The sequence below is a fragment of the Enterobacter sp. HSTU-ASh6 genome (assembly GCF_026319105.1).
GTDB classification, from domain to species: Bacteria; Pseudomonadota; Gammaproteobacteria; order Enterobacterales; family Enterobacteriaceae; genus Enterobacter; species Enterobacter sichuanensis.
In genome coordinates this window covers 1-17,561 of sequence record NZ_WSPD01000017.1, presented here as the reverse complement: position 1 = coordinate 17,561, position 17,561 = coordinate 1, and the positions used below count along the sequence as shown (strand labels likewise).

The 17,561-nt window shown below is 59.2% G+C and carries 18 protein-coding genes; 12 read left to right on the top strand and 6 right to left on the bottom strand.

Annotated features, from left to right (window positions below; genetic code table 11):
• Window positions 1-331: 331 nt before the first annotated feature.
• The 6 genes from xthA (at window position 332) to GM298_RS18255 (ending at window position 6,507) form a co-directional block, all read left to right on the top strand.
• A complete protein-coding gene (gene xthA, locus GM298_RS18280; RefSeq protein WP_266154978.1) occupies window positions 332-1,138 on the top strand; it encodes an exodeoxyribonuclease III in 807 nt (268 codons plus the stop codon).
• A gap of 6 nt (window positions 1,139-1,144) precedes the next feature.
• Entirely contained in the window at window positions 1,145-1,828 is a 684-nt protein-coding gene (locus GM298_RS18275) for a TVP38/TMEM64 family protein (protein ID WP_025757369.1), read from the top strand.
• Window positions 1,829-1,843: 15 nt separating this feature from the next.
• Window positions 1,844-3,004 carry an ABC transporter substrate-binding protein gene (locus GM298_RS18270; RefSeq protein WP_390889694.1) on the top strand — a complete coding sequence of 387 codons (1,161 nt, stop codon included), beginning with the start codon at window positions 1,844-1,846 and terminating at the stop codon, window positions 3,002-3,004.
• Window positions 2,977-4,506 (top strand): thiamine ABC transporter permease, encoded by a 1,530-nt coding sequence (locus tag GM298_RS18265; RefSeq protein ID WP_266154975.1) that lies wholly within the window; start codon window positions 2,977-2,979, stop codon window positions 4,504-4,506. Before GM298_RS18270 ends, GM298_RS18265 begins: the two co-directional genes overlap by 28 nt.
• Entirely contained in the window at window positions 4,506-5,126 is a 621-nt protein-coding gene (locus GM298_RS18260; protein WP_266154974.1) for an ATP-binding cassette domain-containing protein, read from the top strand. Before GM298_RS18265 ends, GM298_RS18260 begins: the two co-directional genes overlap by 1 nt.
• A 73-nt stretch (window positions 5,127-5,199) precedes the next feature.
• Window positions 5,200-6,507, top strand: a complete 1,308-nt coding sequence (locus tag GM298_RS18255; protein WP_266154973.1) for a sulfurtransferase — start codon at window positions 5,200-5,202, stop codon at window positions 6,505-6,507.
• Here the strand turns inward: GM298_RS18255 and GM298_RS18250 are convergent.
• Window positions 6,504-7,121, bottom strand: a complete 618-nt coding sequence (locus GM298_RS18250; protein WP_095450729.1) for a CDP-alcohol phosphatidyltransferase family protein — start codon at window positions 7,119-7,121, stop codon at window positions 6,504-6,506. The two genes, GM298_RS18255 and GM298_RS18250, sit on opposite strands and share 4 nt — an antisense overlap.
• Entirely contained in the window at window positions 7,114-7,683 is a 570-nt protein-coding gene (locus GM298_RS18245) for a carboxymuconolactone decarboxylase family protein (protein WP_025757374.1), read from the bottom strand. Before GM298_RS18245 ends, GM298_RS18250 begins: the two co-directional genes overlap by 8 nt.
• Before the next feature lie 75 nt (window positions 7,684-7,758).
• Between GM298_RS18245 and GM298_RS18240 the strand changes: the two genes are divergently transcribed.
• Window positions 7,759-8,175 carry a pyrimidine (deoxy)nucleoside triphosphate diphosphatase gene (locus GM298_RS18240; RefSeq protein WP_266154971.1) on the top strand — a complete coding sequence of 139 codons (417 nt, stop codon included), beginning with the start codon at window positions 7,759-7,761 and terminating at the stop codon, window positions 8,173-8,175.
• Here GM298_RS18240 and GM298_RS18235 read toward each other — a convergent pair.
• Window positions 8,135-8,407 (bottom strand): YnjH family protein, encoded by a 273-nt coding sequence (locus GM298_RS18235; protein ID WP_025757376.1) that lies wholly within the window; start codon window positions 8,405-8,407, stop codon window positions 8,135-8,137. The genes GM298_RS18240 and GM298_RS18235 overlap by 41 nt on opposite strands.
• Window positions 8,408-8,635: 228 nt before the next feature.
• Between GM298_RS18235 and gdhA the strand changes: the two genes are divergently transcribed.
• Window positions 8,636-9,979: an NADP-specific glutamate dehydrogenase gene (gene gdhA, locus GM298_RS18230; RefSeq protein WP_266154968.1), complete on the top strand. Its 1,344-nt coding sequence runs from the start codon at window positions 8,636-8,638 to the stop codon at window positions 9,977-9,979.
• A gap of 114 nt (window positions 9,980-10,093) precedes the next feature.
• Here the strand turns inward: gdhA and GM298_RS18225 are convergent, their stop codons facing one another.
• The 3 genes from GM298_RS18225 to GM298_RS18215 form a co-directional block, all read right to left on the bottom strand.
• Window positions 10,094-12,007, bottom strand: coding sequence for a DNA topoisomerase III (locus tag GM298_RS18225; protein ID WP_266154966.1), 1,914 nt, complete (start codon window positions 12,005-12,007; stop codon window positions 10,094-10,096).
• A 4-nt stretch (window positions 12,008-12,011) separates the two neighbouring features.
• Entirely contained in the window at window positions 12,012-13,055 is a 1,044-nt protein-coding gene (gene selD, locus GM298_RS18220) for a selenide, water dikinase SelD (protein WP_023616289.1), read from the bottom strand.
• 116 nt (window positions 13,056-13,171) lie between these two features.
• Complete coding sequence (locus GM298_RS18215; protein WP_025757379.1) at window positions 13,172-13,723, bottom strand: NAD(P)H nitroreductase; 552 nt, start codon at window positions 13,721-13,723, stop codon at window positions 13,172-13,174.
• 167 nt (window positions 13,724-13,890) lie between these two features.
• Between GM298_RS18215 and sppA the strand changes: the two genes are divergently transcribed.
• The 4 genes from sppA to GM298_RS18195 all read left to right on the top strand — a co-directional run.
• Window positions 13,891-15,747 carry a signal peptide peptidase SppA gene (gene sppA / locus GM298_RS18210; RefSeq protein ID WP_266154965.1) on the top strand — a complete coding sequence of 619 codons (1,857 nt, stop codon included), beginning with the start codon at window positions 13,891-13,893 and terminating at the stop codon, window positions 15,745-15,747.
• Between the two features lie 63 nt (window positions 15,748-15,810).
• Window positions 15,811-16,827 (top strand): asparaginase, encoded by a 1,017-nt coding sequence (gene ansA / locus GM298_RS18205; RefSeq protein WP_008500705.1) that lies wholly within the window; start codon window positions 15,811-15,813, stop codon window positions 16,825-16,827.
• A gap of 9 nt (window positions 16,828-16,836) precedes the next feature.
• Window positions 16,837-17,478, top strand: coding sequence for a bifunctional nicotinamidase/pyrazinamidase (gene pncA / locus GM298_RS18200; protein ID WP_025757381.1), 642 nt, complete (start codon window positions 16,837-16,839; stop codon window positions 17,476-17,478).
• Window positions 17,479-17,484: 6 nt separating this feature from the next.
• Window positions 17,485-17,561: hypothetical protein (locus GM298_RS18195; RefSeq protein ID WP_266155028.1), on the top strand; the 77-nt coding region annotated here is incomplete at its 3' end.

Genomic DNA, 17,561 nt, shown 5'->3' with positions numbered 1-17,561 from the left:
TGCATAAACGGGTTGGATGAACAGAATATCAATGAGTTACAATATGGAGTTATTCACTGTTAGTGCATAAAAAGTGAATATTTTTACGACAAGCGGCGCTTTGCCGCATGAAAATCAGAAAGAGTATGCACAGGCCAAATATAATTCTGGAATTGTGATCGCTCGCGAAATTTATCGGCCATTTACGCCCTGTTTGAGGGCGATGCGCGTCAGAATGGTGCAAATATTGCACCACCAGCATTATCTGTCGCAGTTATTGGTCGAAGCCGGTAACAGTTGACGCAAATTCTGCTACCATCCTTGCACTATTCACCTTGCACTGGCAGCGACTATGAAATTTGTCTCTTTTAATATCAACGGCCTGCGTGCCCGCCCTCATCAGCTTGAAGCTATCGTTGAGCAACATCAGCCAGATGTGATTGGCCTGCAGGAGACCAAGGTCCACGACGACATGTTCCCTCTCGAAGAGGTGGCGAAACTCGGTTATAACGTCTTTTACCACGGTCAGAAAGGTCACTATGGCGTCGCGCTGCTGACCAAAGCGCCGCCGGTTTCCGTACGCCGCGGCTTCCCCGGTGACGGTGAAGAAGCCCAGCGCCGCATCATCATGGCGGAAGTGCCTTCTGCGCTCGGCAATATCACGGTCATTAACGGCTATTTCCCGCAGGGTGAGAGCCGTGACCACGAGACAAAATTCCCGGCCAAAGCGAAGTTTTATCAGGATCTGCAGGACTTCCTGACAACCGAACTCAAAAAAGAGAATCCGGTGCTGATCATGGGCGACATGAATATCAGCCCGACGGATCTCGATATCGGTATTGGCGAAGAGAACCGCAAGCGCTGGTTGCGTACCGGCAAATGCTCTTTCCTGCCGGAAGAGCGTGAGTGGATGGAGCGCCTGCTGGGCTGGGGCCTGGTGGATACCTTCCGCAACGCCAACCCGGAAACGCAGGACCGCTTCTCCTGGTTCGACTATCGTTCAAGAGGCTTTGACGACAACCGTGGCCTGCGCATCGATCTTCTGCTGGCCAGTGCGCCGCTGGCAGAACGCTGCATCGAAACCGGGATCGACTACGATATCCGCAGCATGGAAAAGCCGTCAGATCATGCGCCAGTGTGGGCGACCTTCAAGCTGTAATGACGCGTGAACAGTCGAAAAATCCTTCTCCTGTGCGCCCTTCTGGGCGCATTTATTCTGACGTTTGTTCTCCTTCCGCCGGGTACACTCTCTCTGGAAGGGATTAAAGCGCACCAGCAGGCGTTACTCGCCCACGTCGACCGCGCGCCGCTGCAGAGCGCCCTGATCTTTTTTGCGCTCTATGTGCTGGTTTCCGCCCTGTCGATACCGGGTGCAGCGATACTGACCCTGCTGGGTGGGACGCTGTTTCCCCTGGGTGAAGGCATCGTGCTGGTCTCATTTGCCTCGACGCTCGGGGCGACGCTTGCGATGCTCGCCAGCCGTTATCTGCTGCGTGAGTGGTTACAGCAGCGATTTGCTCAGCAGATGAAAACGGTTAACGCTGGCATGACGCATGACGGCGCAGGCTATCTTTTTGCCCTGCGCCTGATGCCGCTGTTTCCGTTTTTTCTGGTGAATTTGCTGATGGGGCTGACCCGCATGGGGGTATTCCGCTACTGGTGGGTGAGCCAGGTGGCGATGCTGCCCGCGACGGTTGTCTTTCTGAACGCCGGGCGCGAACTGGGAAAAGTGGCATCGCTTCGCGATATTTTGTCGCCGGGCATGGTATTCGCCTTTACACTACTGGGGTTATTACCGCTGGTCACGCGCCAGCTCTTTTCCCGTTACACCCCCTTGTCTAAAAAGTGAGGCATTATGCGCCGTGTGCGTTTTTGCGCGTTTCTGACCGGCCTGCTGCTGGCAGCCCCCCTCTGTGCTGCCGACAGCTGGCAGGCAATCCAACAACAGGCCAAAGGCCAGACCGTCTGGTTTAACGCCTGGGGCGGCGATCCGGCGGTCAACCGCTATCTGGAGTGGGTCAGCGGTGAGATGCAAACGCACTATGCCATTACCCTTAAGATCGTCCCGCTGGCGGATGCTGCCGACGCGGTAAAACGCATTCAGACGGAAGCCGCAGCAGGGCGTAAGAGCAACGGCTCCGTCGATCTGTTGTGGGTCAACGGTGAAAATTTCCGCACGTTAAAAGAGGCTAACCTGCTGCTGAGCGGATGGGCACAGACGCTGCCGAACTGGCGCTATGTCGATACCCGCAAACCCGTTACCGAAGACTTTGCGGTGCCCACCGACGGGGCGGAATCGCCGTGGGGCGGCGCACAGCTGACCTTTATCGCCCGCAAAGGCACCATGCCAGCGCCACCGGCGGATCCGCAGGCGCTGCTGGCTTACGCACAGCAGCATCCGGGTAAGATGAGCTACCCTCGCCCACCCGATTTTACCGGCACGGCATTCCTTGAGCAGCTGCTGCTGGCGCTCACCGCTCGTCCACAGGCGCTGCAAAAAGCGCCCGATGATACCTTTGCCCAGGTGACCGCGCCGCTCTGGGATTACCTCGACACACTCCACCCGCTGCTGTGGCGTGAAGGAAAAGATTTCCCGCCCTCACCTGCCCGGATGGATGCCCTGCTTGCCAGCGGCAGTCTGAACCTGTCGCTGACATTTAACCCGGCCCATGTGCAGCAAAAAGTCGCCCGCGGCGAACTGCCCGCCGACAGCTACAGCTTTGGTTTCCACGGCGGAACGATCGGTAACGTCCATTTTGTGGCGATTCCGGCCAACGCCCGCGCCAGTGCAGGCGCGAAGGTGGTCGCCAATTTCCTGCTTTCACCGCAGGCGCAGATCCGCAAAGCTGACCCCGCCGTCTGGGGCGACCCAAGCGTGCTGGATGCCAGGGCGCTGCCTGACAATGAAGCAACGCGCCTGCAGGCCTATACGCCTCAGGGGCTACCGAAAGTGCTTGCAGAGCCGCAGTCCGGCTGGGTGAACGCGCTGGAGCAGGAATGGCTGCGTCGTTACGGCACCCGCTAAGCGGGCTGGTCTGGCTGGCGATGGCGGTTATCTATCTGCCGATCCTGCCCGCTGGCGCCATGCTGTTAGCCCCGGCGTTTTCTGCGGCAAACTGGCAGAGGCTGCTGGACGACCCGCAGCTTCCGCAGGCGGCCCTCGCCACGCTGGTCTCAACGCTCATCGCCACGCTGGGCGCGTTGCTGATTGCCCTGATTTTCGTCAGCCTTTTCTGGCCCGGCAAACGCTGGCGACGTCTCACCACCCGCCTGCCGTGGCTGCTGGCGATCCCGCACGTGGCGTTTGCCACCAGCGCGTTACTGCTGTTTGCCGAGGGCGGGCTGTTCTATCAGCTCTGTACCGTCTGTACGGCTCCCTTTGACCGCTACGGCGTTGGGCTGGGGCTGACGCTCGCCGTAAAAGAGAGCGCGTTTGTGCTGTGGGCAATTTACGCCGTACTGCCGGAAAAACGGCTGGCACAGCAGAAGATCGTCCTGCGAACCTTCGGGTACGGGCGGTTTCAGATACTTAACTGGCTGATCCTCCCGGCGATCGCCCCTCTCCTCGGCGCGGTGATGCTGGCGGTACTGGCGTGGTCGCTGTCGGTTGTGGATGTGGCAATCGTTCTCGGCCCCGGAAATCCACCTACCCTGGCCGTGCTGGCCTGGCAGTGGCTGAGCCAGGGCGATGCCGGGCAGCAGGTGAAAGGGATGCTGCTGTGCCTGGTTCTGCTTTTGCTGCTGGCTGCGCTGGCCGCCCTGGGGTACGGCCTCTGGAAGGCATGGCGCCGCACGGTTGCCGACCTCACCGGGACGCGCCGCCGATCTCAGCGCATTCTGCCGGAAAGCGCAGTAAGCGGGTTTCTGCCCGCATGCGGCGTCCTGTGCGCTGCGGTGCTGCTGATGCTGGCGCAGCGGGACGACGTGGGCCCTGTGGGGAACAGCCTCTCCTTCGGCCTGCTGTCGAGCCTGCTCGGTCTGGTCGTCAGCGCGCTCTGGCTGGAATGGGGACCGCAGCGCGGCGCAGAGTGGGTATGGTCTCCGCTTGCCCTTCCGGCACTGCCGCTCGTCACCGGCCAATATACGATTGCGTTGCAGCTGGGGCTCGACGGGGAGTATGCCGCCGTGCTCTGGAGCCATCTACTGTGGGTGTTACCGTGGATGCTGCTGGTGCTGCAACCTGCCTGGCGCCGGATCGATCCCCGGCTTATCCTTACCGCCAGAACGCTGGGCTGGCGACGGACAAAAATCTTCTGCCTGCTGAAATGTCCGCTGCTGATACGCCCTGCGCTGCTGGCCTTTGCCACCGGTTTTTCCGTCAGCATGGCGCAGTACATGCCGACGCTGTGGCTGGGCGCAGGGCGTTTCGCCACGCTGACCACCGAAACCGTCGCGCTCAGCAGCGGGGGCAGCATTCCGCTTCTGGCTAACCGGGCGCTGGGGTTACTGCTGGTTACGGGGGCCGTGTTTGGCTTTGCCGCCCTGCTATCCCGGTTCGTGGGCCACTACCGCCAGGGATTACGTTAATGTTGCAGGTAAAAAATCTCACCATCGAACCGCTGTTCCGCGAGGTCAATTTTTGCGTTCCCCGCGGGGAGATAGTCACCCTGATGGGCCCCTCCGGCAGCGGCAAATCGACCCTCTTTGCCTGGATGGTCGGCGCGTTGTCAGACGATTTTCAGGCGCGGGGCGAACTGTGGCTCGACGCGCGTCGTTGCGACGCCCTTCCCGTGGAATCCCGCGGGCTGGGTATTCTCTTTCAGGACGCGCTGCTGTTCGACACATTCAGCGTCGGGCAAAATCTGCTGCTGGCGTTGCCTGAGCGGATCGTCGGAGGCGCGCGTCGGGAAGCGGTCGAGCAGGCGCTGGACTCCGCCGGTCTGGGCGGCCGTTACGCCAGCGATCCGGCCACCCTCTCCGGCGGGGAGCGCGCCCGGGTCAGCCTGTTGCGGGCCCTGCTCGCGGAGCCGCAGGCGCTGCTGCTGGATGAACCGTTCAGCCGCCTCGATAAGACGCTACGGGCCTCATTTCGGCAATGGGTATTTGACGCCGTTCGCGCACGCGATATTCCGGCGGTGCTGGTCACCCACGATGAGGACGATATTCCGCCCGGCGGCGAGCTGATTGAGATTTCTCGCTGGCAATAATGTGCTAACGCAATGTCTTCCATGACGGGAGAGACGACAATGCCCCCCTCTTTTACTGACGTCAGGTTATTCGATGAAACGTGTTTCTCAACTGACCGCGCTGGCCCTGCTCTGCGGCCTCGCCTCTTTTTCCTCTCTGGCCGCTGATATGCCCAACGCGATGACGCTGTCCCAGCTTCAGGCACAGCACGGCACGCCTGTCGACACCCGCGCCAGCGCCTTCTATAACGGCTGGCCGCAAACGCTCAGCGGTCCCTCCGGGCATGAACCCGCCGCACTTAATCTGTCAGCCGCCTGGCTGGACGCGATGAGCGACGAGCAGATTGCGCTGTGGGCCAAACAGCATCAGCTTACCCCCTCGTCGGCCATCGCGCTGTATGGGGACGCGCGCGATAATAAGGCAGTGAGAGCCCGTCTGGAGAAAGCTGGATTCCATTCTGTTTCGCTGCTCAGCGATGCCCTGCAGACGCCCGGGCGCCTTCAGCGCCTGCCCCATTTCGAACAGCTCGTCTACCCGCAGTGGATCCATCAGCTTCAGCAGGGTAAACCGGTGGTTGCCGCACCGGAGGGTGACTGGAAAGTGATTGAGGCCGCCTGGGGCGCGCCGAAGTTTTATCTGCTGAATCACATTCCCGGCGCGGGCTATATCGACACCAACGAAGTGGAGAGCGAGCCGCTATGGAATAAAGTCTCCGACGATAAGCTGAAAGCGATGCTGGCGAAGCACGGGATCCGTCACGACACCACCGTCATTTTGTATGGCCGTGACGTCTACGCCGCCGCACGCGTGGCGCAGATTATGCTTTATGCGGGGGTGAAAGATGTGCGCCTTCTCGATGGCGGCTGGAAGGCGTGGTCAGATGCCAACCTTCCGGTTGAGCGCGGTACGCCAGCGAAGGTGATGCCGGCCCCTGATTTTGGCACGCCGATCCCCGGCCAGCCGCAACTGATGGTTGATATGACGCAGGCACGCGGGATGCTGCACCGTCAGGATGCCTCCCTGGTCAGCATTCGTTCGTGGCCGGAGTTCATCGGCGAAACCAGCGGTTACAGCTACATCAAGCCCAAAGGTGACATTGCCGGTGCCCGCTGGGGCCACGCCGGCAGCGATGCCACCCACATGGAAGATTTTCATAACCCGGATGGCACCATGCGCACAGCTGACGATATTGCCGCCATGTGGAAACGCTGGAACATTCTGCCGGAACAACAGGTCGCGTTTTACTGCGGCACAGGCTGGCGAGCGTCTGAAGCCTTCATGTACGCCCGGGCGATGGGCTGGAAGAAGGCCGCAGTCTATGACGGCGGCTGGTACGAATGGAGCAGTCACCCGCAGAACCCGGTCTCCACCGGCGAGCGCGGGCCCGACAGCGCCCGCTAAGCGTGACGTGATTTAAGCGTCACGTACCCGCTCCAGATGCGCGTTGTGGTGGTCAGCCAGCACAGCGCGCCAAATACCCACGCCAACAGCGCAAAGTGCGCCGGAAACAGGCAGCACAGCACGAACAGCGCGATGGTCTCTGTCCCTTCCGTTAACCCGCCGAGGTAATAAAACGACTTATGCGCATAGCCGGGGTTGTCAATGTCGTGCTTCGCGGCCAGCGCCGCAAACGCCAGAAAACTGCTGCCGGTGCCGATAAACGCAAACAGCAGCCAGGCGGCAGGTAGCGCATTCTCAGCGGGTGCCGCCAGCGCAAAACCAAACGGCACCAGGGCGTAGAACAGAAAATCGAGCGCGATATCGAGAAATCCCCCTGCGTCCGTCAGCCCTCTCCGGCGCGCCAGCGCGCCGTCCAGACCATCCAGCAGGCGGTTGAGCGCAATAGCGACCAGCGCCGCGGGGTACCAGCCAAGGGCCAGAAACGGCAGCGCCAGCACGCCGATGGCAAACCCGGTCAGGGTTAATCCGTCAGGGGTGATGCCCGGCTTATCCAGTACGGACACCAGTCCATTCAGTGTCGGTTTTAACCGCGGGTGCAGGTGGCGATCAAGCATGAGGCTTCTCGTTAAACGTGGCACACAGGCCCTGAGACGGAATATCCAGGGCGGCATTGAAGCGGGCAGAGAGATTCTGAAACGCAATGAGCGCCGTCATCTCAGTAATCGCGTCGTCCGTGAAGTGATGTTTCAGCGCCGTTCGGATGGCCTCATCCGCCCGGGGCGGCGTGGCGGTCACCGCCTCGGCGTAGGCCAGCGCCGCACGCTCCTGGCTCGTGAACAGCGCGGAGTCTTGCCAGTTGCTCACGGCCTGAACTTTATCCAGCGCCCCACAGCGTTCGGCCAGCCGCAGGCTATTGGCATCAATACAGAAAGCGCAGTGGCAAAGTTGCGATACCCGCGTCATGAGCAGGGAGCGCAGCACGGGCGTCAGGCGCGCGTGACGACGCTCCAGAAAACCGACAAACAGCGCCACCAGCCAGAAAAGACGCGGCATACGTCCCCACCAGCGTGTGGGGTTTAGCACGGCACCAAAATGTTTTTTCTGCATGGCGGCAATCGGTTTTAAACTCGCCGGAAGGGTTGGGATGGGGTCGACCCAGGTGTACGTCTCTTTCACCGGATTCTCCTGATGGCTGGACTCTGACAAAGGGCACGATAATATGGTGCTTTTCGTTATTAAGTATTGACGCCCATGCTAAAAACAGTCGATGTCGTTGCGGCCATCATCGAAAAAAACGGCAACATTTTACTGGCACAGCGCCCTGATCACGCTGACCAACCGGGGATGTGGGAATTCGCCGGCGGAAAGGTGGAATCCGGCGAAACACAACCGGAGGCGCTTATCCGCGAACTGCAGGAAGAACTCGGTATTGTGGCCCTTCCGGGCCAGTATGTCGCCAGCCACCAGCGGGAGGTCTCGCAGCGGTTGATCCACCTGCATGCCTGGCACGTGCCCGCTTATAGCGGCGAGCTCACGGCGCACTATCACAGCGCGCTGGTGTGGTGTACACCAGAAGAGGCGTTCAGCTACCCCTTAGCCCCGGCCGATATTCCGCTGCTGGAAGCGTTTATTGTTTTACGCGACGCCAGACCAGCGGGTTCGTGCTGATGGCGCGCTCATCGCGCTGGCACTGCAGCAGCACGCCGTCCGCCTTCACCACCGCCCCTTCGGAATAGTTCTGATCCTGATAGATGCAGCACTGGTTACAGGGCTGCGCTCTCTGGCCGCTGGAACTAAAGACCTCAGGCGGGACATTCACTTCCACATCCGGGCGAATACGGTCAGCCTGCGCGCCGGCCGAGAACATCAAACATAACGCGGTGAATACATAACGGTTCATAGACTTATCTTCCTGTCGTGTCCTGATAAAGACTATAACGGTTAATCCACGCGGAACCTTTAATTTATCTCGCCATCGCTTTTTGTTATGACCCGCCCCGGGTCATTAATTTCCCTTTCGGCATGAATTTCTGCTTGCTTCACAAAGCGGTGCGGGTGGTATAGTCAAAAAAACAACACAAATTGCATAAGCAATAGACACAAATAACTATAAGAGGTTCTTATATCTATGGATCAGACACGCTCTCTGGAAAGTTTCCTTGCCCATGTTCAGCAGCGCGACCCGCATCAAAGCGAGTTCGCCCAGGCCGTTCGTGAAGTGATGACCACCCTGTGGCCCTTCCTTGAAGAAAATCCACGTTATCGTCAGCTGTCTCTGCTTGAGCGCCTGGTTGAACCTGAGCGCATTATCCAGTTTCGCGTGACCTGGGTGGACGATCGTAATCAGGTTCAGGTTAACCGCGCGTGGCGCGTGCAGTTTAACTCCGCCATCGGGCCGTTTAAGGGCGGGATGCGCTTCCATCCCTCCGTTAACCTGTCGATTCTCAAATTCCTTGGCTTCGAGCAAACCTTTAAAAATGCGCTGACCACCCTGCCGATGGGTGGCGGTAAAGGCGGAAGTGATTTCGACCCCAAAGGCAAAAGCGAAGGCGAAGTGATGCGTTTCTGTCAGGCGCTGATGACCGAACTCTACCGCCACCTTGGTCCGGATACCGACGTGCCAGCGGGAGATATCGGCGTCGGAGCCCGCGAAGTGGGCTTTATGGCCGGGATGATGAAAAAGCTCTCCAACAACAGCGCCTGCGTCTTCACCGGCAAAGGGTTGTCCTTCGGCGGCAGCCTGATCCGCCCGGAGGCCACGGGCTTCGGCCTGGTCTATTTCACCGAGGCGATGCTCAAGCGCCACGGCCTGGGCTTTGAAGGGATGCGCGTGGCGGTGTCCGGCTCCGGTAACGTGGCGCAGTATGCTATCGAAAAAGCGATGCAGTTTGGCGCCCGCGTGGTGACGGCGTCAGACTCCCGAGGCACGGTGGTGGATGAAGCCGGTTTTACGGCGGAAAAGCTGGCACGCCTGTGCGCAATCAAAGCCAGCCGCGATGGCCGTCTCGCCGACTATGCCGCAGAGTTTGGCCTGACCTGGCTGGAAGGCAAACAGCCGTGGAGCGTGCCGGTGGATATCGCCCTGCCGTGCGCCACGCAGAACGAACTGGATGTGGACGCCGCGCGGACATTAATTAGCAATGGCGTGAAGGCGGTGGCCGAAGGGGCCAATATGCCAGCCACCATCGAGGCGACCGATCTGTTCCTGGAAGCGGGCGTGCTGTTTGCACCGGGCAAAGCCGCCAACGCAGGCGGCGTGGCGACATCCGGTCTGGAGATGGCGCAAAACGCCGCGCGTCTCGGCTGGAAAGCGGAGAAAGTGGATGCGCGTCTGCACCATATCATGCTGGATATTCACCACGCCTGCGTGGAGTACGGCGGAGAGGCGTCGCAAACCAACTACGTGCGCGGCGCGAATATCGCCGGGTTCGTTAAGGTGGCGGATGCGATGATTGGGCAGGGTGTGATTTAAGCAATCGCTGCGTTTTCAACCTGTAGGCCCGGTAAGCGTTAGCGCCACCGGGCTTTTTTCAGGCCGCAGAACTGTTTTCGCCGGGTGGCGGCTACGCCTTACCCGGCCTACGGTTTAAGAGGCTGGCGCGCTCTTTTTCTTTTTAAACGGTTTCTTCGCACCGCTCCCCGGTGCCACCATTCCTCTGAACCGCTTCACCGGCGTGCTGCGTGCCTGATCGATCAGCTGATAAAGCGTCCCCACCAGCGGCTGCATAAAGTCCTGATAACGACACTGCTTTTCGCTGATCTGCGTCAGCACCGATTCCCAGTGCGCGGTCATGTCCGGCCTTGCGGCCAGCTCCGGCAGGGAATGAATCAGGGCGCGTCCCGGCTCAGTCGAATGGATATAGCGTCCTTTCTTCTCCAGGAAACCGCGTTTAAACAGCAGCTCGATGATTCCGGCACGGGTCGCTTCGGTGCCCAGACCGTCGGTGGCGCGCAGGATCTTCTTCAGATCTTTATCCTGCACAAACCGGGCGATCCCGGTCATCGCCGACAGCAGCGTCGCATCGGTGAAATGGCGCGGCGGCTGCGTCTGGCGCTCAATCACTTCCCCTTTCTCACACAGCAGCTCGTCGTCTTTAGCCACCACCGGCAGCGGCGTGCCGTCGTTCTCTTCGTCGCGCTCTTTACTGCCAAGCAGGGTGCGCCAGCCCGCTTCTGCGAGGAAGCGCGCTTTGGCGACAAACTTGCCTTTGGCAATGTCCAGTTCGATTACGCATTTGCGGAACACCGCATCCGGGCAGAACTGCATCAGGTACTGACGGGCGATCAGGTTATAGACCTTCGCTTCGTTATCCGTCAGGTTAACGCTGCTGGCGCGGGCCGTCGGGATAATCGCGTGGTGGGCATCCACCTTCTTATCATCCCAGCAGCGGTTGTGAGTGTCCGGGTTCACCGCCGGCTGCGGCAGCAGATCCGGCGCGTGGGCGCTAATGGCGTTCATCACCGCGTGGCGTCCGGCAAAATGCTCTTCCGGCAGGTAACGGCTGTCCGAACGCGGATAGGTGATGAGCTTGTGGGTTTCATACAGCTTCTGGCAGATGTCCAGCACGTTCTGCGCGCTAAGCCCAAAGCGCTTCGCGGCCTCAATCTGCAGGGCAGAAAGTGAAAACGGCAGCGGCGCGGGTTCTGATTCCCGTTTATCGTTATAGCTGGTCACGATGGCCGGTTGCCCGGTGATGCGGTTAACCACATGCTCAGCCAGCGGACGATGCAGCAAACGCCCCTCTTCATCCTGATACGATTCGCAGGCATCGCTCGGCTGCCAGACAGCGGTAAAGCGCTCCTCTTTCGGGGTGACGATATGCGCTTTCACTTCAAAGAATTCTTTGGCGACGAAATTCTCAATCTCTTCGTCGCGACGCACCACCAGCCCCAGCACCGGCGTCTGCACGCGGCCCACGGAGAGCACGCCCTGATAGCCAGCGTTACGCCCGAGGATGGTGTAGGCGCGGGTCATGTTGATGCCGTACAGCCAGTCCGCACGCGCACGGGCCAGCGCGGAGACGCACAGCGGGATAAACTCGCTGTTGGCGCGCAGACGCGAGATCGCACGCTCAACGGCCTGCGGGTTGAGGTCGTTAATCAGGCAGCGTTGTACCTGCTGGCGCTTTTCCGGTGCCAGCTCCAGGTAGTCCAGCACTTCATCCACCAGCAGTTGCCCTTCCCTGTCCGGGTCACCCGCGTGCACGATCTCAGCCGCTTCATGCAGGAAGCGTTTGATCACGTTGAGCTGTTTGGTGACCGAAGGTCGGGGCTGCAGGCGCCATTTTTCGGGCACGATGGGCAAATCATTCAGATTCCAGCGGGCGTAGCGGCTGTCATAGACATCCGGCTGCGCCTGCTCAAGCAGGTGACCAATACACCAGGTAACCACCTGCCCGTTACCGCATTCAATAAAGCCGTCGCCTTTGCGATGCGGTTTAGGCAGCACATCGGCGATGGCTCGCGCCAGACTCGGCTTTTCGGCAATAAACAACCGCATCGAATTAACGGATCTCAATCATCGGTCGGCCACCGCGTGCGGTTACCAGCTCGCCGATCGCCGTCAGGGTAATGCCAAACTCGGCAGCCGTCGCCTGAACCTCGGCTTCAGACTCCGGCGTGACCGCCAGCAGCAGACCGCCGGAAGTTTGCGGATCGCACAGCAGGTTGCGCCATTCTTCAGGCATTTCGCCCATCAGATGACCGTAGCTGGCGAAGTTGCGCTGGGTACCGCCCGGGACTGCGCCCTGAGCAATGTACTCTTCCACGCCCGGCAGTTTCGGCACGTCCTGATACCAGACCTGCGCCTGCACGCCCGCCCCCTGACACACTTCGGAAAGGTGTCCCAGCAGACCAAAACCGGTCACGTCGGTCATCGCCTTCACGCCGTCGATATTGGCGAAAGCGGCACCCGCGAGGTTCATCTGGCACATGACTTCTGTCGCCAACCCCTGGTGCTCTGGTTTCAGCAGGGATTTTTTCTCGGCGGTGGTCAGCACGCCAATGCCCAGCGGCTTGGTGAGGAACAGCTTGCAGCCCGCCTGCGCGGTGCTGTTACGCTTCACGCGCTCGGTCGGCACCACACCGGTGACGGCCAGCCCGAAGATAGGCTCCGGCGCATCAATCGAGTGACCACCGGCCAGCGCAATCCCCGCCTGCTGACAGGCGAAACGCCCGCCATCTATCACCTCGCGGGCAACTTCTGGCGGGATGGTGTTGATCGGCCAGCCCAGAATAGCGATCGCCATAATCGGTTTGCCGCCCATGGCGAAGATATCGCTGATGGCGTTAGTGGCCGCAATACGCCCGAAGTCGAACGGGTTGTCGACAATCGGCATAAAGAAGTCGGTGGTGCTGATAATGCTGGTGCCGTTACCCAGGTCATAAACCGCTGCATCGTCACGCGTTTCGTTGCCGACAAGCAGGTTCGGGTCGACAAACTTCGCCTGTTCGCTGTGCAGGATGGTCTCCAGCACTTTCGGGGAAATTTTACAACCGCAACCGGCTCCGTGGCTGTACTGCGTTAAACGAATGGTTTGCTCGCTCATGGACGTCTCCTGTCATCTCAATCGCGCTATGGTAGCGCTCATTCCATAAAGAGGTAAGTATGACTGTCTGAATTCTGCGGCAGATGCTCAGAATCCAGACAGTTTAGCGTGCGTTATCAGAAACGGCTGACGAAAGGCGTGGTGTCCGGCACGCTGATGGTGCTGGAGGCTTTGAGCTGCGGGGTACCGAGATAGAGGAAACCGACAATTTTGTCATGCTCGCCGCAGTCAAAACCGTCACGGACCGCCGGGCTTTCGGTCAGCGGACCGGTGCGCCAGATGCCGTTGAAGCCTTGCGCGACAGCGGCCATTTGCATCGCCATCACGGCGCAGCCGGCAGACATTTCCTGTTCCCAGACCGGCACCTTATGGTCAGCCTGGCATTTTGCCACGACAGCGATGATCATCGGGGCGCGGAACGGAGCATTACGCGCCTTGTCGATACCTTTCTCATCCTGCCCTGCGGCCACCGCGCCCTGCTCCAGCAGTTGGCTGAAACGATCGCGGCCTTCGCCTTCAATCACAAAGAAGTGCCACGGCTGCAGAGTGCCATGATCGGGCGCACGCATACCGGCACGCAGAATGTTCTCCAGCTGTTCGCCCGCCGGGGCCGGTTCGGCCAGACGTGAAGCGCTACGGCGGTTAACAAGCAGTTCGAGTGCATCCATTGGTTAACTCCTTTCTTGAAATTTACTCACAAAATTAACACGACGGCAGATTTTGTTACAGCCTGGCAGGCGATTCCTGCTGACAAGTGGCGGTTGGGTCATTACGATAACCCAACATAACCGTCCAGTGGCGACGGAAACAGTCATTTTCTGGTTAGGGAGAATACATGCGAACCCTTTGGCGAATCTTTGCCGGTTTCTTTAAATGGACGTGGCGACTGCTCAACTTCGTCCGCAACCTGGTGATGAACATCTTCTTCATTTTCCTGGTTCTGGTTTGCGCGGGCATCTGGATGCACATCAGTAACGCGAATCAGGCGCAGCATTCGACTCGCGGGGCGCTGTTACTCGATATCACCGGCGTTATTGTTGATAAACCGTCCGCCAGCAGCCGTCTGGGGGTAATCAGCCGCCAGCTGTTTGGCGCGACATCAGACCGTCTGCAGGAAAATTCCCTGTTTGATATTGTCGATACCATTCGTCAGGCCAAAGACGACCGAAACATCACCGGGATCGTGCTGGATCTGAAAGATTTTGCCGGCGGCGATCAGCCTTCCATGCAGTACATCGGTAAAGCGCTGCGCGAATTCCGCGACAGCGGCAAGCCGGTGATTGCCGTGGGCGACAGCTACAGCCAGGGGCAATATTATCTGGCGAGCTTTGCCAATAAGATCTGGCTCTCCCCACAGGGCACGGTCGATCTGCACGGTTTTGCCACCAACGGTCTGTATTACAAATCGCTGCTCGACAAGCTGAAGGTCACCACCCACGTCTTCCGCGTCGGGACTTATAAGTCGGCCGTTGAGCCGTTCATCCGCGATGATATGTCCCCTGCCGCCCGTGAAGCGGACAGCCGCTGGATTGGCGAACTGTGGCAGAACTATCTGGGCACCGTTGCCGCTAACCGCCAGATTACGCCGGAACAGGTGTTCCCTGGCGCACAGGGCGTGCTGGACGGCCTGCGTAAGGTGGATGGCGATACCGCGAAATATGCGCTAGACAACAAACTGGTTGATGCCCTGGGCACCAGCGCCGAGATTGAAAAATCCCTGAGCAAACAGTTTGGCTGGAGCAAAGAGGACAAAAATTACAGCGCCATCAGCATGTACGACTACTCGGCGAAAAAACCGGATGAGAACGGTGACAGCGTCGCGGTGGTCTTTGCTAACGGTGCCATCATGGACGGTCAGGAGACGCCGGGGAACGTGGGCGGTGATACCACGGCATCACAAATCCGCGATGCGCGCCTGGATCCGAAAGTGAAAGCGATTGTGCTGCGGGTGAACAGCCCAGGCGGCAGCGTCAGCGCCTCCGAGGTGATCCGCGCTGAACTGGCTGCCGCGCGTGCCGCCGGCAAGCCGATCGTCGTCTCCATGGGCGGAATGGCCGCCTCCGGGGGGTACTGGATCTCAACCCCCGCGAACTACATCGTGGCTAACCCAAGCACATTGACCGGATCAATTGGCATCTTCGGGGTGATCAACACCGTGGAAAACAGCCTGGATTCTCTGGGCGTGCATACTGACGGCGTGGCGACCTCCCCGCTGGCGGATGTGTCGGTGACAAAATCTCTGCCGCCGGAAGTCTCTGAGATGATGCAGCTCAGCATTGAGAACGGCTATAAACGCTTTATCACCCTGGTGGCGGATTCGCGTAAAAAGACGCCTGAGCAGATCGACCAGATTGCCCAGGGCCACGTCTGGACCGGCCAGGATGCGAAGAGCAACGGTCTGGTCGACAGCCTGGGCGACTTCGATGACGCAGTGAAGAAGGCCGCTGAACTGGCGAAGCTGAAACAGTGGCATGTTGAATACTATCAGGACGAGCCGTCGTTCTTTGATATGGTCATGGACAGCATGTCCGGCTCCGTGCGCGCCATGCTGCCGGAGGCGCTGCAGGCCTATCTGCCTGCGCCCGTCGCCACGGCGGCAAAAGCGATGAAAGCGGAAAGCGATAAGCTCGCGGCCTTTAATGATCCACAAAGTCGTTACGCGTTTTGCCTGACCTGCGCGAACGTCCGTTAAAAACCGTCCCCTCTTCTCGCGAAGAGGGGATTTTTTTCTTTTGAAGAACAAGAACTCACTACCATGCAGAAGAAATCGATTTATGTAGCCTACACTGGCGGTACCATCGGTATGCAACGCTCTGAAAACGGCTATATCCCCGTCTCCGGCCACCTTCAGCGTCAGCTTGCGCTGATGCCAGAATTCCATCGTCCTGAAATGCCTGACTTCACTATCCATGAATATGAGCCGCTGATGGACTCCTCCGATATGACGCCAGAAGACTGGCAGCACATCGCGGATGACATCAAAGCCCATTACGACCAGTACGACGGTTTCGTGATCCTCCACGGTACCGACACCATGGCTTTTACCGCCTCGGCGCTCTCCTTCATGCTGGAGAATCTGAGCAAGCCGGTTATCGTGACGGGCTCGCAAATTCCGCTGGCGGAACTGCGCTCCGACGGTCAGATCAACCTGCTGAACTCCCTGTACGTGGCGGCGAATTACCCGATTAACGAAGTGTCGTTGTTCTTTAACAACCGCCTGTATCGCGGCAACCGCACCACCAAAGCCCATGCCGACGGGTTTGACGCTTTCGCTTCACCTAACCTTCAGCCGCTGCTGGAAGCCGGTATTCATATTCGTCGTCTGGGAACCCCGCCTGCGCCAAACACCGCAGGCGAGCTGATTGTGCATCCGATCACGCCGCAACCGATTGGCGTGGTCACCATCTACCCGGGGATCTCTGCGGACGTGGTGCGCAACTTCCTGCGCCAGCCGGTGAAAGCGCTGATTTTGCGCTCCTATGGCGTGGGCAATGCGCCGCAGAACGGCGAATTCCTGAAAGAGCTTCAGGAGGCCAGCGAGCGCGGAATTGTGGTGGTGAACCTGACGCAGTGCATGTCCGGTAAAGTCAATATGGGCGGCTATGCCACCGGCAACGCGCTGGCGCATGCGGGGGTGATCAGCGGCTTCGACATGACCGTTGAGGCAACGCTGACTAAACTTCACTATTTACTGAGCCAGGATCTGGATATTCAGTCCATTCGCAGCGCGATGATGCAAAACCTGCGCGGCGAACTGACGCCTGACGAATAAGGAGGTCTCATGAAGCAACGCGCCCTGCTACTGGTCGATTTGCAAAATGATTTCTGCGCGGGCGGTGCGCTGGCCGTCGCCGAAGGTGACAGCACCGTTGACGTGGCCAACACGCTGATTGACTGGTGCAAAGCCCGCGGTGAAGCCGTTGTCGCAAGCCAGGACTGGCACCCGGCAAATCACGGCAGCTTTGCCAGCCAGCATCACGTCGAGCCATTCACTCAGGGAGAACTCGACGGGTTGCCACAAACCTTCTGGCCGGATCACTGCGTACAGCAGACACAAGGCGCGGAGCTGCATCCGCTCCTGAAACAGAAAGCCATCGATGCGGTGTTCCATAAAGGGGAAAACCCGGCTATCGACAGCTACAGCGCGTTTTTTGATAACGGGCATCGCCAGAAAACGGCGCTGGACGCGTGGTTACGTCACCATGAAATCACGGAGCTGATTGTGCTGGGACTGGCAACCGATTACTGCGTGAAGTTTACCGTGCTGGACGCGCTCCAGTTAGGCTATACCGTCAGCGTCATCACCGATGGTTGCCGTGGGGTGAATATTCAGCCGCAGGACAGTGCCCAGGCGTTTATGGACATGGCCGCGGAAGGCGCGACGCTGTATACACTCGAAGACTGGCTGGAAACGCAGGCGTAGTCTTTTATGCCGGGTGGCGACATCAACAAATTAGACGTCCGCCAGATTACGCATCTCAACTACTCATTTGGTCTGATCTATAA